This is a genomic window from Neptunomonas sp. ABH4_499 (assembly GCF_056160565.1).
In genome coordinates this window covers 45,339-60,819 of the sequence record NZ_JBSWXK010000011.1, presented here as the reverse complement: position 1 = coordinate 60,819, position 15,481 = coordinate 45,339, and the positions used below count along the sequence as shown (strand labels likewise).

Sequence of the window (15,481 nt, the reverse complement as noted above, 5' to 3'; positions counted from 1 at the left end):
GCTTATTTTTTGAACAGATATAAAAAAAGCCCTCCGAAGAGGGCTTTTTTAGTTCAAATCATCGATTACGCGATGATTTTAGATACAACACCTGCACCTACGGTACGACCACCTTCACGAATCGCGAAACGCAGACCTTCGTCCATCGCGATCGGAGCGATCAAAGTAACAACCATCTTAACGTTGTCACCTGGCATTACCATTTCAACGCCTTCTGGCAGCTCGCAAGAACCGGTTACGTCAGTTGTACGGAAGTAGAACTGTGGACGGTAACCTTTGAAGAATGGAGTGTGACGACCACCTTCATCTTTGCTCAGTACGTATACTTCACATTCGAAGTTAGTGTGCGGGTTGATAGTACCTGGCTTAGCCAATACTTGACCACGCTCAACGTCGTCACGCTTAGTACCACGCAACAGCGCACCAACGTTCTCACCTGCACGACCTTCGTCAAGCAGCTTACGGAACATCTCAACACCAGTACAAGTTGTCTTCGTAGTATCTTTGATACCAACGATTTCAATCTCTTCACCAACCTTGATGATACCGCGCTCTACACGACCCGTTACTACGGTACCACGGCCAGAGATAGAGAATACGTCCTCGATAGGCATCAGGAATGGCTGATCGATCGCACGTACTGGCTCAGGGATGTAAGTATCCAGAGCTTCAACTAGGTTTTTAACCGCAGTTGTACCCAGCTCGTTGTCGTCTTCGCCGTTCAGTGCCATCAAAGCAGAACCGCAGATAATTGGAGTGTCGTCGCCTGGGAAGTCGTAAGTGTCTAGCAACTCACGGATTTCCATTTCTACCAGCTCACGCATCTCAGCGTATTCTTCAGAGTCAACGCCGCCACAGTCTTCAGCCAGCAGGTCAGCTTTGTTCAAGAATACTACGATGTAAGGTACACCTACCTGACGAGACAGCAGGATGTGCTCACGAGTCTGTGGCATAGGACCATCAGTCGCACCACATACCAGGATCGCGCCGTCCATCTGAGCAGCACCAGTGATCATGTTCTTAACGTAGTCAGCGTGCCCTGGGCAGTCGACGTGCGCGTAGTGACGAGTGTTTGATTCGTACTCTACGTGTGAAGTAGAGATTGTGATACCACGCTCACGCTCTTCAGGTGCCTTATCGATACCGTCGAAAGCTACCGCTTCACCACCGAATACTTCAGCGCATACGCGAGTCAGAGCTGCTGTCAGAGTTGTTTTACCGTGGTCAACGTGGCCGATAGTACCTACGTTGACGTGCGGCAGATTACGTTCAAAAGATGATTTTGCCACGAGAATTTACCTCTTTGTTCTGGCGAAAATTAGTTATCCTTCATCACCGCTTCAGCGATGTTGTTCGGAGCTTCGGCGTAGTTTTCAAATTCCATTGAGTAGGTTGCACGACCCTGCGTTGCAGAACGCAGATCAGTTGCATAACCAAACATTTCACCCAGAGGAACTTGAGCGTTGATCACCTTACCTGAAGACGTGTCTTCCATACCTTGGATCAGACCGCGACGACGGTTAAGGTCACCCATCACGTCACCCATGTATTCTTCTGGAGTAACAACCTCGACTTTCATCATAGGTTCCAGCAGAACAGGGTCCGCCTGCATTGCGTATTTTTTCAACGCTTGGGATGCAGCAATTTTAAACGCCATTTCGTTCGAGTCAACATCGTGGAACGAGCCATCATACAGACGGGCTTTCAGGCCGATCAGAGGATAACCAGCGATAACGCCGTTTTTCATCTGCTCTTCGATGCCCTTCTGAACCGCTGGGATGTATTCCTTAGGAATCGCACCACCCACGATCTCGTTGATGAACTCTAAGCCTTCTTCATCCGATGGAGTAAACTCAACCACAACGTGACCGTATTGACCACGACCACCAGACTGACGAGCAAACTTGTGGTTTGCATCGACGGCTTTACGGATTTTCTCACGGTATGCAACCTGAGGCTTACCGATGTTCGCTTCAACCTTAAACTCACGCTTCATACGGTCAACGATGATCTCAAGGTGAAGCTCACCCATACCAGAGATGATGGTTTGACCTGATTCTTCGTCAGTTTCAACACGGAAAGATGGATCTTCTTGAGCCAGTTTACCCAGCGCAATACCCATTTTCTCTTGGTCAGCTTTCGACTTAGGCTCAACCGCAACAGAAATTACCGGATCCGGGAATTCCATACGCTCAAGAACGATCTTGTTGTTCAGATCACACAGAGTGTCACCTGTAGTCACGTCTTTCAGACCGATCATCGCAGCGATATCGCCTGCACGAACTTCTTTGATCTCTTCACGGCTGTTAGCGTGCATTTGCACCATACGACCGATACGCTCTTTCTTCTCTTTAACAGAGTTGTATACGCTGTCACCAGAGTTCAGGATACCCGAGTAAACACGTACGAACGTCAGAGTACCAACGAACGGGTCAGTTGCGATTTTAAATGCCAGCGCCGCGAATGGAGCATCGTCGTCTGCTTCACGAGTAGCAACGGTCTCATCTTTGTCGTCCAGCGTACCTTCGATCGCTTTAACTTCAACAGGAGAAGGCAAGTATTCAATTACAGCATCCAGTACCGCTTGAACACCTTTGTTCTTGAACGCAGAACCAGCCTGCATCAGAACGATTTCGTTAGCCAGAGTGCCCGCACGCAGACCTTGTTTGATCTCGTCTTCGCTCAGCTCACCTTCTTCCAGGTATTTTTCCATCAACTCTTCTGAAGACTCAGCCGCAGCTTCAACCATTGCTTCACGCAATTCGTCAGCTTTGTCTTGCAGATCAGCTGGGATGTCTTCCAGCTCGTAGGTCATACCTTGGTCAGCTTCATTCCACATGATGGCTTTCATGCGAATCAAGTCAACCACGCCTTTGAACTCGTCTTCAGCGCCGATTGGGAAGTTGATTGGTACAGCGTTAGCGTTCAGACGCTTTTTCAGCTGTTCAACGACCATGAAGAAGTCTGCACCTGCACGGTCCATCTTGTTTACGAACACCATACGAGGAACTTCGTATTTGTTCGCTTGACGCCATACAGTTTCAGTCTGAGGCTGAACACCAGAAGATGCACACAGTACAACGACTGCACCATCCAATACACGCAAAGAACGTTCTACTTCGATTGTGAAGTCAACGTGCCCAGGAGTATCGATGATGTTTACACGGTGCTCTTCGAACTGCTGGTTCATACCCTTCCAGAAACAGGTAGTCGCAGCAGATGTGATCGTGATACCACGTTCTTGCTCCTGCTCCATCCAGTCCATGGTAGCAGCGCCATCGTGTACTTCACCGATCTTGTGAGAAAGACCTGTGTAGAACAGTACACGTTCAGTGGTGGTGGTTTTACCAGCATCTACGTGTGCACAGATACCGATGTTACGGTAACGTGCGATAGGAGTTTTACGAGCCACAACTCAATCCTCAATATTAGAAGCGATAGTGTGCAAAAGCTTTGTTAGCTTCAGCCATACGGTGCACGTCTTCACGTTTCTTAACAGCAGCACCACGGCCTTCTGCAGCGTCCAGCATTTCACCAGCCAGGCGCAGAGCCATCGATTTTTCACCACGCTTACGAGAAGCATCTACCAACCAACGCATAGCCAAAGCCATACGACGTGATGGACGAACTTCGCAAGGAACTTGGTAAGTAGCACCACCTACACGGCGAGACTTAACCTCAACGGTAGGCTGGATGCTTTCCAGAGCTTTATCGAACATTTCAAGCGGATCAGCTTTAGTGCGTTCTTCAACTTTTTGCAGTGCACCGTACACGATACGCTCAGCAACAGATTTTTTACCGCTGACCATAACGTGGTTAATGAATTTTGCCAGTGTAATGTTACCGAATTTTGGATCTGGCAGAATTTCGCGCTTTGCAGCGACGCGTCTTCTAGGCATGATAAGCCCTCATAATTAATTAAAGGTCTTCAGGAACTTCAGGTAGATTTCGGCTACCTGACCTTACTCTTACCGTCTCCGGCCTAGCTAAAAACAGTATTGGTTCTAAAACTGACCCACTACTAGATTAAAGCTCTCACCGTGATTAAACGGTGATTAAGACTTAGGACGTTTAGTACCGTACTTAGAACGAGCCTGTTTACGGTCGTTAACACCTGAACAGTCCAGAGCACCACGTACTGTGTGGTAGCGAACACCTGGCAAGTCTTTTACACGACCGCCACGGATCAATACAACACTGTGCTCTTGCAGGTTGTGACCTTCACCACCGATGTAGGAAGTCACTTCGTAGCCGTTCGTCAAACGAACACGGCATACTTTACGAAGAGCCGAGTTAGGCTTCTTCGGAGTAGTAGTGTAAACACGAGTACAAACACCACGACGCTGTGGGCAAGCCTGAAGGGCTTGAGCATCGCTCTTTTGTACTTTGCGCTTACGTGGCGAGCGAACCAATTGGTTAATAGTTGCCATTTAAGCAAACTCCACGTTTTCACGTTATTTAACTTATAAGTGGTTAAGTCACTTATAAACACCAAAACCGGATTCTTGTGAATCCGGCACTAAGGGGGCGGAATTTTAATCAATTCCACCCGTATTCGTCAATCGCTGATCAGATTTTAATCAGCATCTGACAAAGATGCATTCAGCGCGGCGGTCAAAGCCTCTTGTACTTCTTCTGCACTTACAGTTTCAGTACCTTGGGTCAATGCACGCTTACGCTTACGCTCAGAGTGATAAGCCAGACCGGTACCGGCTGGGATCAGACGACCTACCACAACGTTTTCTTTCAGACCACGCAAGAAGTCTTGCTTACCAGTCACCGCACCTTCTGTTAGGACACGTGTAGTCTCCTGGAAGGATGCCGCTGAGATAAACGACTCAGTTGCCAAGGACGCTTTGGTAATACCCAGAAGTACGCGTTCGAACTTCGCAGGGATCTTACCATCGGCTTCCAGCGCTTCGTTTTCAGTAACAACTTGCGAGTATTCAACCTGTTCACCTGGGATCAGAGTTGAGTCGCCAGCAGACGTTACTTCAACTTTGCGCAACATTTGACGAACGATAACTTCGATGTGCTTATCGTTAATGATTACACCCTGGAGGCGGTAAACCTCTTGGATTTCATTGACGATGTATTCAGCCAAACGCTCAACACCAAGCACTCGCAAGATATCGTGCGGGTTAGATGGACCATCGGAGATGACCTCACCCTTCTCGACTGTTTCACCTTCGAAGACGTTAACGTTACGCCATTTCTGGATCATAACCTCGTAAGGATCAGCATCGCGTGGTGTGATCACCAAGCGCTTCTTACCTTTTGTCTCTTTACCGAAGCTCATGACACCCGTGATTTCCGCAAGAATCGCAGATTCTTTCGGCTTACGCGCTTCGAACAAGTCAGCAACACGCGGCAGACCACCGGTGATATCCTTGTTCACAGAGCCTTCTTGCGGGATACGTGCAAGCACTTCACCGACAGATACGGTTGCACCGTCTGCCAAGTTGATGATCGCTTTCGCTGGCAGCAAGTACTGAGCTGGAGAGTCCGTACCTTCATGCAAAATTTCGTTACCAGCGTTATCAACCAACTTAATCATCGGACGAATGTCTTTACCGGCCGCTGGACGGTCTTTCAATTCCAAGACTTCAGTGGTCGACAGACCTGTCAGCTCATCAATCGTTTGCTTAACGGTGATGCCATCTTCCATACCGGAGAAGACAACGCGACCAGACACTTCAGACACGATTGGGTGTGTGTGTGGGTCCCAGTTAGCAACGATTTGGCCAGATTCGACTTTATCGCCATCTTTTACGGTCAGTACTGCACCGTATGGTAGCTTGTAGCGCTCACGCTCACGGCCGTGCTCATCGGTTACACCCAGCTCGCCGGAACGAGAGGTAGCAACCAGTTTGCCTTCTGGCGTTTCAACTGATTTCAGGTTGTGCAGACGAATTTCACCGCCGTTTTTGACCTGAATACTGTCGACAGCCGCCGCTCGAGATGCCGCACCACCGATGTGGAACGTACGCATGGTCAGCTGTGTACCTGGCTCACCGATCGACTGTGCAGCAATAACACCGACAGCTTCACCTGGGTTAACCAAGTGACCACGACCCAAGTCACGACCGTAACAAGCCGCACAGATACCAAAGCGCGTATCACATGTGATTGCAGAGCGAACTACGATCTCATCGATCGATGAGTATTGCTCGTCGTTTTCCAGCTTCGCAACCCAAGTCTCGTCGATCAGAGTGCCTTTAGGGATCAGTACATCCTGGTCAGCAGGATTCAGTACATCACGCGCAACCACACGACCCAGAACACGATCACCCAGCGCAACAACAACGTCGCCACCTTCGATCATCGGCTGCATAACCAGACCTTGATCTGTTCCGCAATCACCTTCAGTGATAACAACGTCCTGTGCAACGTCTACCAAACGACGCGTCAGGTAACCGGAGTTCGCTGTTTTCAGTGCCGTATCGGCCAGACCTTTACGAGCACCGTGAGTCGAGATGAAGTACTGAAGTACGTTCAGACCTTCACGGAAGTTCGCAACGATTGGCGTTTCGATGATCGATCCATCCGGCTTCGCCATCAGACCACGCATACCCGCCAACTGACGAATCTGTGCAGCACTACCACGGGCACCGGAGTCGGCCATCATGTAAACCGAGTTGAACGATTCTTGCTCAACTTCGTTACCTTCACGGTCAAGAACCGTATCGGTTTTCAGGTTTTCCATCATGCGCTTCGCCAGCAATTCGTTGGCACGCGACCAGATATCGATAACCTTGTTGTATTTCTCGCCTTGCGTTACCAAACCGTCTGCGAACTGACGCTCGATGTCTTTTACTTCCGCATCGGCCTCGCCCACGATGGTGGCTTTTTCAGCAGGGATTACGAAGTCGTTAACACCGATAGAAGAGCCCGACAGCGTTGCTTGACGGAAGCCCATGTACATCAGCTGGTCAGCAAAGATGACACAGTCTTTCAGACCGCAACGACGGTATGCTTCGTTCAACAGCTTAGAGATCGCCTTCTTCTTCATCGCTTGGTTGACCAGCGAGAATGGCAGACCTTTCGGCACGATAGAGAACAACATCGCACGACCGACCGTCGTCTCTTTGACTTCGGTTACTTCGGTTTCGTTACCTTCGATGTCACGAATCAGTTCGTGAAGACGCACTTTAATGCGTGCTTGAAGGTCGACTTGTTTAGCACCGTAAGCGCGCTCAACTTCATCCAAGTCTGCGAACACCATGCCTTCGCCTTTCGCATTGATGCGATCACGTGTCATGAAGTACAGACCCAGTACGACGTCCTGAGATGGAACGATGATCGGTTCGCCGTTTGCTGGAGACAGGATGTTGTTCGTTGACATCATTAACGCACGCGCTTCAAGCTGAGCTTCCAGCGTCAACGGTACGTGTACCGCCATCTGGTCACCGTCGAAGTCAGCGTTGTAGGCCGCACACACCAATGGGTGCAGTTGGATCGCTTTACCTTCGATCAGAACAGGCTCAAACGCTTGGATACCCAGACGGTGAAGTGTCGGTGCACGGTTCAGAAGAACTGGGTGCTCACGGATAACTTCATCCAAGATATCCCATACGAGTGGCTCTTCGCGCTCAACCATCTTCTTAGCCGCTTTGATGGTGGTCGCATAACCACGCAACTCAAGCTTAGAGAAGATGAATGGCTTGAACAGCTCAAGTGCCATTTTCTTAGGCAGACCACACTGGTGCAAACGCAAGTATGGACCTACTACGATTACAGAACGACCGGAGTAGTCAACACGCTTACCCAGAAGGTTCTGACGGAAACGACCTTGTTTACCTTTGATCATATCAGCCAAAGATTTCAGAGGACGTTTGTTAGAACCTGTGATCGCACGGCCACGACGACCGTTATCTAACAGCGCATCAACCGCTTCTTGAAGCATACGCTTCTCGTTACGAACGATGATGTCTGGTGCGTTCAGATCCAGTAGGCGCTTCAGACGGTTGTTACGGTTGATAACGCGGCGATACAGATCGTTCAGATCCGATGTTGCGAAACGACCACCATCCAGAGGTACCAACGGACGCAAATCAGGCGGCAGCACTGGCAGAACAGACATTACCATCCACTCAGGCTTGTTACCGGATTTGTAGAAAGATTCACACAGTTTCAGACGCTTAGACAGCTTCTTGAGCTTAGTCTCAGAGTTGGTTTGTGGCATCTCTTCACGCAGACGCTCGATCTCTTCTTCAAGATCGATAGACGCCATCAGCATTTGAACCGCTTCAGCACCCATGCGTGCGTCGAATTCGTCACCGAACTCTTCCAACGCTTCAAAGTACTGTTCATCGTTCAGCAGCTGACCACGCTCCAGCGTAGTCATGCCTGGTTCGATCACGACAAATGATTCGAAGTACAGAACACGCTCGATGTCACGCAGCGTCATATCCAGCATCAAACCGATACGGGACGGCAGCGATTTCAAGAACCAGATGTGTGCAACTGGGCTAGCCAGCTCGATGTGACCCATGCGCTCACGACGCACTTTGGTCAATGTAACTTCAACACCACATTTTTCACAGATAACACCGCGGTGTTTCATGCGCTTGTATTTACCACACAAGCACTCGTAGTCTTTTACTGGACCGAAGATCTTGGCACAAAACAGACCGTCACGCTCAGGCTTGAACGTACGGTAGTTAATCGTCTCTGGCTTTTTAACTTCGCCGAAAGACCAAGAGCGGATCATCTCCGGTGACGCCAGAGTAATCTTAATCGAGTCAAACTCTTCGCTCTGGCTTTGTGCTTTTAATAGATTCAGCAAATCTTTCATTACTTAAAGCTCCTCACGGGAGTTGTGGGCTGACCTCAGCCAGCCCGGTGAATCGGTAATGCCTTATTCGTTTTCAAGCTCGATATCGATACCCAGAGAGCGAATCTCTTTGATCAATACGTTGAAGGATTCCGGCATACCCGGTTCCATTCTGTGATCGCCATCGACGATGTTTTTGTACATCTTCGTACGACCGTTAACGTCATCCGACTTAACGGTAAGCATTTCTTGAAGCGTGTAAGCCGCACCGTATGCTTCCAGTGCCCATACCTCCATCTCACCGAAACGCTGACCACCGAACTGTGCTTTACCACCCAGCGGCTGCTGAGTAACCAAGCTGTAAGAACCTGTCGAACGAGCGTGCATTTTGTCGTCTACCAAGTGGTTCAACTTCAGCATGTACATGTAACCTACCGTTACAGGACGCGAGAAGGACTCACCAGAACGTCCATCGAACAGGGTAACCTGACCGGTGTCATTCATATCCGCCAAACGCAACAGCTCTTTGATCTCAGCTTCTTTCGCACCGTCAAATGCAGGCGTTGCCAGAGGCACACCGCCACGCAAGTTGCGTGCAAGTTCTAGGATCTCTTCATCGGTGAAGTTCTCAAGATCTTCACGACGAGACGTTGTCCAACCATCCAGCTCGCTGTTGTAAATGCGATCTAAGAATTCACGAACCTCTTTAACGGTTTGTGCTTTCTCGCGCTCAACTTCCAGCATGGAATTAATTTTGATACCTAGGCCTTTAGCAGCCGCACCCATGTGCGTCTCAAGGATCTGACCTACGTTCATACGAGACGGTACACCCAGTGGGTTCAGTACGATATCGACCGGTTCGCCGTTCTCGTCGTAAGGCATGTCTTCAACTGGCATGATAACCGAGATAACACCCTTGTTACCGTGACGACCTGCCATCTTGTCACCCGGTTGTACACGACGCTTCGTCGCAACATACACTTTGACAATTTTCAGGACGCCAGGGGCAAGATCATCACCCGTTTGCAGCTTGCCTTTTTTGTTTTCGAACTTCTTATCCAGCTCTTCGCGACGCTCTTCTAGCTGAGTTTTCGCTTGTTCAAGCGCTTCAGCCGCAGCTTCGTCAGCCACACGGATTTTGAACCACTCGCCGTGCTTCAGACCGTTTAGGAACTCTTCAGAAATGGTTTCGCCTTTGCGAAGACCAGCACCACCGTCGGCGACTTGACCAACCAGAGCGCGCGTCAGACGTTCGAACGTTGCTTGCTCAACGATGCGGAACTCTTCGTTCAAATCCTTACGGATTGCGTCCATTTCCGCTTTTTCGATCGACAGAGCACGGTCATCTTTCTTCACACCGTCACGGGTGAATACTTGAACGTCGATAACTTTACCGGTTGTACCGCCCTTAACTCGCAAAGAAGTATCTTTAACGTCGGAGGCTTTCTCACCGAAGATCGCACGCAGCAGTTTTTCTTCTGGTGTCAGCTGTGTTTCACCTTTAGGGGTTACCTTACCAACCAGAATATCTCCAGGACCAACTTCCGCACCGATGTGAACGATACCGGACTCATCCAGTTTCGCCAGTGCAGACTCACCTACGTTCGGGATATCAGAGGTGATCTCTTCAGGCCCCAACTTAGTATCACGCGCCACACAGGTCAGTTCCTGAATGTGGATAGTGGTGAAACGATCTTCCTGAACGACACGCTCAGAGATCAGGATGGAGTCCTCGAAGTTGTAACCGTTCCAAGGCATGAACGCGATGCGCATGTTCTGACCCAAAGCCAGCTCACCCATATCAACCGATGGACCGTCTGCCATGATGTCGCCACGTTGAACGATGTCACCTGGGTTTACGATAGAACGCTGGTTGATGCAGGTGTTTTGGTTAGAACGTGTGTACTTCGTCAGGTTGTAGATGTCTACACCTGCGTCACCTGCTACTTCCTCTTCACGTACGCGAACAACGATACGCGCCGCATCAACAGACTCAATCACACCACCACGACGGGCCGTGATACATACACCTGAGTCACGTGCTACGTAACGCTCCATACCGGTACCCACTAACGGCTTATCAGCGCGCAGAGTAGGTACAGCTTGACGTTGCATGTTGGAACCCATCAATGCGCGGTTCGCGTCATCGTGTTCCAAGAACGGAATCAAAGACGCCGCAATCGATACTACCTGACGTGGAGATACGTCCATGTAGTCGACTTTATCTGGGCCCATTACCGTTGTTTCGTTTAAGTGACGTACGGTTACCAGCTCATCCAACAGGCGGTTGTTTTCGTCCATAGTTGCAGATGCCTGAGCGATAACGAAGTTGTTTTCTTCGATCGCTGACAGGTATTGGATATCGTCAGTAACAACACCGTCCACTACCTTACGGTAAGGTGTTTCTAAGAAGCCGTAGTCGTTAGTGCGAGCAAAGGTAGCCAACGAGTTGATCAGACCGATGTTCGGACCTTCCGGCGTTTCGATTGGACATACACGACCGTAGTGCGTTGGGTGTACGTCACGAACCTCAAAGCCTGCACGCTCACGCGTCAGACCACCTGGGCCTAATGCAGAGACACGACGTTTGTGCGTAACTTCTGACAACGGGTTGTTTTGGTCCATAAACTGAGACAGCTGAGAAGAACCAAAGAACTCTTTAATGGCAGCAGCAACGGGTTTCGCGTTGATCAGATCCTGAGGCATCAGATTGTCTGATTCAGCCATAGACAGACGCTCACGAACCGCACGCTCAACACGCACCAAACCAACACGGAATTGGTTCTCTGCCATTTCACCTACAGAACGGATACGACGGTTACCCAAGTGGTCGATATCGTCGACAATACCTTTACCGTTACGGATGTCGATCAATGTCTTCATCACGGACAGGATGTCTTCTTTATCCAACACACCCGAACCGGTTTCGTCTTCACGGCCTAAACGACGGTTGAACTTCATGCGACCTACAGCAGACAAGTCGTAACGTTCTTCTGTGAAGAACAAGTTTTCGAACAGGGCTTCTGCAGACTCTTTCGTTGGCGGCTCGCCAGGACGCATCATGCGGTAGATTTCTACCAATGCTTCCAACTGGCTGCGCGTAGGGTCGATACGCAATGTATCTGAAATGAACGGACCGCAATCCAGGTCGTTGGTGTACAAAGTTTCCAACGCACTGATGTTCGCCGCCAGTAACTTCTTGATCAGATCTTCAGTAACTTCGGTGTTGCATGGGCAGATCAATTCGCCCGTTGCAGGATCCATCAAGTCTTTACCGATGACTTTGCCCATCAAGTACTCGTTTGGTACTTCCAGCTTAGTCATACCAGCGTCCGTCATCTTCTTGATGTGACGCGGCGTAATACGACGACCTGGCTCAACGATTACGTTGCCTTCAGGGTCTTTGATATCGAAGGACATGGTTTCACCGCGCAGGCGCTCAGGAACCAGTTCCATCTTGACGCCCGCTTCACTGATCGTCCAGTTGGTCGTAGTGAAGAAGGTATCCAGAATTTCGTTTGCCTCGTAACCCAGCGCACGCAACAGAATCGTTGCTGGCAGTTTACGACGACGGTCGATACGTACGAACAAGGCATCTTTTGGGTCGAACTCGAAGTCCAACCAAGAGCCACGGTAAGGAATGATTCGCGCAGAATACAACAACTTACCAGACGAGTGCGATTTACCCTTGTCGTGATCGAAGAATACACCCGGAGAACGGTGCAACTGAGAAACGATAACACGCTCAGTTCCGTTAACAACGAATGTACCGTTTTCAGTCATCAAAGGCATTTCGCCCATGTAGACTTCTTGTTCTTTAATATCTTTAACCGCTTTGTTCGATGATTCACGATCGTAAATCACCAAGCGTACTTTCACACGCAGAGGGGCAGCGTAAGTCACACCACGCAGTTGACATTCTTTAACGTCAAATACTGGTTCACCCAAACGATAGCCAACATATTCCAGAGCAGCATTGCCGGAATAAGAAACAATTGGAAATACGGATTTGAATGCAGCGTGTAAACCTTCTTCTCTACGCTGCGCCGCATCTACACCTTCCTGAAGGAATTTGCGATAAGAGTCCAGCTGGATTGCCAGCAGGTAAGGTACATCCATGACTTGCAGCAATTTGCTGAAATCTTTGCGGATGCGTTTCTTTTCTGTATATGAGTAAGCCATCAGTGTTCCCCAGCATGTGCACCAAGTTGAGAAGCAGTCCAGAAAGAGAGCTTCCGGTCTGTGCTGCCGCTATTTATTTGCTGTCTATAAATAACGGAAAAAGGCCGGTGGCAAATTGCCACCAGCCATTGACGTGTCAAGCAGTTTAAGCTGCTTGCTGAGCATCAGTCAGATTACTTAAGCTCAACAGAAGCGCCAGCTTCTTCCAGAGCTTTCTTAAGCTCTTCAGCTTCGTCTTTGCTAACGCCTTCTTTAACAGTAGAAGGAGCGCCATCAACCATTTCTTTAGCTTCTTTCAGACCCAGGCCTGTAGCGCCACGAACGGCTTTGATTACGTTTACTTTCTTATCGCCAGCAGCAGTCAGAACTACGTCGAATTCTGTTTGCTCAGCTGCAGCCGCACCAGCGTCACCAGCAGGGCCCGCTACAACAGCAGCTGCTGCAGAAACGCCGAATTTTTCTTCCATTGCTGAAACCAGTTCAACTACGTCCATTACAGACATTTCAGCGATAGCGTTGATGATATCTTCTTTAGTCAGAGACATGACTTATTTCCTATAAAACTAGTGGAGCGTATGCTCGTTTAAAATCGTTCCAGAGTGCGTATAAAAGATTACGCAGCCTGTTCTTTCTGATCGCGAACGGCAGCGATGGTACGAACCAACTTGCCAGCTGCTGCTTCTTTCATACAGCTCATCAGCTTCGCCAGACCTTCTTCGTATGTTGGCAAGCTTGCCAGCATGTTCACGTCTACAACGGCGCCTTCAAACGCTGCGGATTTCAGCTCAAACTTATCGTTCTCTTTTGCGAATTCTTTCAAAATACGCGCGCCAGCACCTGGGTGCTCGTTAGAGAAAGCGATGATAGTTGGGCCAACGAAAGATTCAGACAAGCATTCGAAATCTGAGCCAGTTACTGCACGACGAGCCAGTGTGTTACGAACAACACGCAGCCATACGCCGTTTTCACGCGCTTTCTTACGCAGAGCAGTCATGTCTGTCACGGTAACACCGCGAGAGTCAGCAACTACTGCAGAAAGAGCGCCTTGAGCAGCTTCTTGGACTTCAGCGACGATCGCTTTTTTGTCTTCTAGTCCTAATGCCACAATTAACTCCTGGATTGAGTCTTTCGACTATTTACCTAACCTGCCGAAGCAGGCCATGAGTGTGCGGTGGTATTTCACCGTCTGCGCAGGCTGGATTCACCATTAAGATGCGCTTGGCATCACCTGCGGTCTTTGACGGCCTTCGTCTCTGTCTAAACAGGTCTCGAAGACCCTCAAAAAACCGTTTTTGAGTGATTGATTAAGCGTTCAGTGACGATTGATCGATCACAAGACCTGGGCCCATAGTAGAGGACAAGGTCACTTTGCGTACGTATACGCCTTTAGCAGAAGCAGGCTTCAGCTTTTTCAGATCAGCCAGCAACGCTTCGATGTTTTCACGGATAGCGTCTGCAGAAAATTCGATCTTACCAACACCAGCATGGATGATGCCGTTTTTGTCAGTACGGAAACGAACCTGACCTGCTTTCGCATTTTTAACCGCTGTAGCAACGTCAGTTGTTACTGTGCCAACTTTAGGGTTAGGCATCAGACCACGTGGACCCAACACTTGACCAAGTTGACCAACAACACGCATTGCATCTGGAGTTGCAATAACAACACCAAAGTTCAGATCGCCGCCTTTCATCGCTTCTGCCAGGTCTTCGAAACCTACAACATCAGCGCCAGCTTCTTTTGCTTTCTCAGCGTTATCGCCTTGAGCAAAAACGGCTACACGAACGTCTTTACCTGTACCGTTTGGCAGTACAGTAGAACCACGAACTACTTGGTCTGATTTACGTGGATCAACGCCCAAGTTTACAGATACTTCGATGGTTTCTTTGAACTTAACAGCAGATACTTTTGCAAGCACATCAACTGCTTCAGTGATTGAGTAAGCTTTACCAGCTTCAACAACTTCACGAATTGCCTTTTGGCGTTTAGTCAGCTTAGCCATCACTCTTCACCCTCCACAAGAAGACCCATGCTACGAGCGCTGCCCGCGATGGTACGTACAGCTGCATCCATATCCGCTGCTGTCAGATCCGCCATTTTAGTGGTTGCGATCTCTTCCAGTTGAGCGCGAGTAACCGTACCCACTTTCTCAGTGTTTGGACGACCAGAACCGCTTTTCAGGCCTGCTGCTTTTTTCAACAGGATTGAAGCTGGAGGAGTCTTAGTAATGAATGTGAAGCTACGGTCACTGTAAACAGTAATCACAACAGGGATCGGCAAACCAGATTCCATGCTTTGTGTTTCAGCATTGAACGCTTTACAGAATTCCATGATGTTTACACCGTGTTGACCCAGTGCTGGACCAACTGGTGGACTTGGGTTCGCCTGACCGGCTTTAACCTGCAGCTTAATGTAAGCTTGGACTTTCTTAGCCATTAGTTTCTCCTAGTGGGTCATCGCTTTATAAAAAGCTACCCGTTTTCAAAGACGCAAAAACTCCGCTCAGTGATGAGCAGAGTTTTATG

General features: G+C 49.2%; 10 protein-coding genes. All 10 read right to left on the bottom strand.

The window, feature by feature from the left end:
• Window positions 1–65: 65 nt before the first annotated feature.
• The gene (gene tuf / locus ACXAF9_RS12490; protein WP_475074647.1) at window positions 66–1,289 is read right to left on the bottom strand and encodes an elongation factor Tu; all 1,224 of its coding nucleotides are present in this window, start codon (window positions 1,287–1,289) and stop codon (window positions 66–68) included.
• 29 nt (window positions 1,290–1,318) lie between these two features.
• A complete protein-coding gene (gene fusA, locus ACXAF9_RS12485; protein WP_475074644.1) occupies window positions 1,319–3,412 on the bottom strand; it encodes an elongation factor G in 2,094 nt (697 codons plus the stop codon).
• Window positions 3,413–3,428: 16 nt separating this feature from the next.
• Window positions 3,429–3,899 carry a 30S ribosomal protein S7 gene (gene rpsG / locus ACXAF9_RS12480; RefSeq protein WP_475074641.1) on the bottom strand — a complete coding sequence of 157 codons (471 nt, stop codon included), beginning with the start codon at window positions 3,897–3,899 and terminating at the stop codon, window positions 3,429–3,431.
• 156 nt (window positions 3,900–4,055) lie between these two features.
• On the bottom strand, window positions 4,056–4,430 hold the full coding sequence (gene rpsL, locus ACXAF9_RS12475) for a 30S ribosomal protein S12 (RefSeq protein WP_475074638.1): 375 nt from the start codon (window positions 4,428–4,430) through the stop codon (window positions 4,056–4,058).
• Between the two features lie 146 nt (window positions 4,431–4,576).
• On the bottom strand, window positions 4,577–8,797 hold the full coding sequence (gene rpoC, locus ACXAF9_RS12470; protein ID WP_475074635.1) for a DNA-directed RNA polymerase subunit beta': 4,221 nt from the start codon (window positions 8,795–8,797) through the stop codon (window positions 4,577–4,579).
• Between the two features lie 63 nt (window positions 8,798–8,860).
• On the bottom strand, window positions 8,861–12,958 hold the full coding sequence (rpoB, locus tag ACXAF9_RS12465; RefSeq protein ID WP_475074633.1) for a DNA-directed RNA polymerase subunit beta: 4,098 nt from the start codon (window positions 12,956–12,958) through the stop codon (window positions 8,861–8,863).
• 173 nt (window positions 12,959–13,131) lie between these two features.
• The gene (gene rplL, locus ACXAF9_RS12460; protein ID WP_475074630.1) at window positions 13,132–13,503 is read right to left on the bottom strand and encodes a 50S ribosomal protein L7/L12; all 372 of its coding nucleotides are present in this window, start codon (window positions 13,501–13,503) and stop codon (window positions 13,132–13,134) included.
• A gap of 68 nt (window positions 13,504–13,571) precedes the next feature.
• Complete coding sequence (gene rplJ / locus ACXAF9_RS12455; RefSeq protein WP_475074629.1) at window positions 13,572–14,063, bottom strand: 50S ribosomal protein L10; 492 nt, start codon at window positions 14,061–14,063, stop codon at window positions 13,572–13,574.
• Window positions 14,064–14,262: 199 nt separating this feature from the next.
• Window positions 14,263–14,958 carry a 50S ribosomal protein L1 gene (rplA, locus tag ACXAF9_RS12450; RefSeq protein ID WP_475074627.1) on the bottom strand — a complete coding sequence of 232 codons (696 nt, stop codon included), beginning with the start codon at window positions 14,956–14,958 and terminating at the stop codon, window positions 14,263–14,265.
• The gene (rplK, locus tag ACXAF9_RS12445; protein ID WP_475074624.1) at window positions 14,958–15,392 is read right to left on the bottom strand and encodes a 50S ribosomal protein L11; all 435 of its coding nucleotides are present in this window, start codon (window positions 15,390–15,392) and stop codon (window positions 14,958–14,960) included. Before rplK ends, rplA begins: the two co-directional genes overlap by 1 nt.
• Between the last annotated feature and the right edge of the window lie 89 nt (window positions 15,393–15,481).